Below are 1,892 nucleotides of genomic sequence, written 5' to 3' on the forward strand. Positions count from 1 at the left end.
AAATCGAGTAGGAGACTAGTCATTAATTGACTAGTCGACCTCTCACACCACCAAGCATACGGTTCACGTACTTGGCGGTTCAATCTTTTAAGTATCGAAGCTCATAGAGTAGGGACATATCTTTCAGTCCCCACTTTGTGAGCCTTTCGTTTGTTATGGCACGATGGATGATATCGTTCATGGATACTCGCCAATATCCTTTACGAGTATTGGCTAATTTCATCGCATCATCATGACTGATCCCATACTTTCGAAGCATTTTGTACTTCGTACGGGCAAGTTTCCAACGTTTCCATATCAATTGTCTTAACCGATGATGCAACCATTGTTGGATTTCTTTTATGAATTTCTTCATATTAGAGATGCCATAATAGTTAGTCCATCCAACGGTCGTTTGATTTATCTTTGTGATTATTTCATGGAATGTTCCCGCTTGTTTGCGATTGGTTAATTCCTTTAGTTTTCTTTTGAACTTTCTTTTCGCCGACTTACTAGGTCGGCAGTTTACTTTCCCATGAGATTCTGTAAATTAAATCCTAAGAATGTAGCTGAGGTCGCACCTCTTACTTTACTCTTCTTTTGATTAATGGTGAGACCCAAATCTTTTTCCAGAAACTCAGTGATACTCTCCATCACTCTTTCACCTGCACGTTTACTTTTGACATAGATGACAAAGTCATCTGCGTATCGGATAAAACGATGTCCTCTTCTTTCCAATTCTCTATCTAACATATTTAAATAGATATTTGCTAGAAGTGGCGAAAGTGGCCCTCCTTGAGGAGCACCTTTTTTCGTTTCAATATAAATATCTTTGTCTAGGATACCTGAACGTAGAAAACTCCATATTAGTTTCAATACAATTTTATCTTTGATAAAATATTCAAGGTATGCTCTAATGCGTTGGTGATGTATCGTATCAAAGTAACTTTTCAAATCACAATCGACAACGACTCGATAACCTTCTTGATAATAAACTTTGGCTTTCTCTATCGCTTGATGTGCATTTCTTCCTTTACGGAACCCAAAACTGTTTTCCGAAAAGTGTGGGTCGATGATTGGGTCAATGATTTGAAGTATTGCTTGTTGGACGACTCTATCTAAGACACTAGGTATCCCTAAGTATCTTTTGGAACCGTCAGCTTTAGGGATGGCGACCCTCTTTACTGGTTGAGGTTTATATGTGCCATCTCTAAGCTTTAATTTTAATTGGTCATAGTGCTTACGCATATGATTTTCAAGTTCATTAACCGTTATGCCATCAATTCCTGGCACACCTTTATTTGCATATACTTTCCTATATGCATTCCAGAGATTATTATCAGAAATTACCTTTTCGATTAAGTTAATACCATCTTGTTTCTCCATATCTATGCGACATCCCTACACTCTCCCATTTTCCCTTCCGTTTCCAACGTATCTCTCCATGGGTAGTCATCTCTTCGGCAAGTGCCACGATGATTTTCTGTGCTTTGATGGTGATGCCTGCACCTCCTTGTTCTTCAAGATTTAAGATTGTTCAGCCCTTCATCTCGTTTGAGACTACTATGGCTTCTGCTGACTTCTCACAATTCATTGCATTATCACTAATACAATTGTTAATTGAATAGCCCTTGTGAGACCTCCCCAGGTAAGAGCTATAACCTTCCTCCCATGTAACTGTTGTATTTACTGTATGGAACTCGTGCAGTATCGGACTTTGTTTTGTCTTGCAAACTCGTCCATTCCAATTCAGCCTTATATACAATTTCTGTTCGTCAGTTCGGGATTTTGCTTCCAGCTTCCTTCAGATTCCAAATCACTTCGGACACCCTTGCCTTTAGCTAACAGTTCCTACTGCAAAGCCTGTAGTGGACTTTCACCACCAAGTTATAGCCCATGCTGGGCGCACAAGA

General features: G+C 39.3%; 1 protein-coding gene and 1 pseudogene. Both read right to left on the reverse strand.

The window, feature by feature from the left end; genetic code table 11:
• Positions 1-79 precede the first annotated feature (79 nt).
• A pseudogene (locus ACXYMZ_RS16415) lies at positions 80-418 on the reverse strand (group II intron maturase-specific domain-containing protein); the annotation flags it as partial.
• A gap of 86 nt (positions 419-504) precedes the next feature.
• On the reverse strand, positions 505-1,365 hold the full coding sequence (gene ltrA / locus ACXYMZ_RS16420; protein ID WP_458949493.1) for a group II intron reverse transcriptase/maturase: 861 nt from the start codon (positions 1,363-1,365) through the stop codon (positions 505-507).
• Positions 1,366-1,892: the final 527 nt, after the last annotated feature.

The organism is Oceanobacillus sp. CAU 1775, from assembly GCF_054482815.1.

Bases quoted from the DNA above. Each gene is read 5' to 3' on its own strand.
- ltrA (WP_458949493.1), bottom strand. From the start codon at position 1,365: ATGGAGAAACAAGATGGTATTAACTTAATCGAAAAGGTAATTTCTGAT.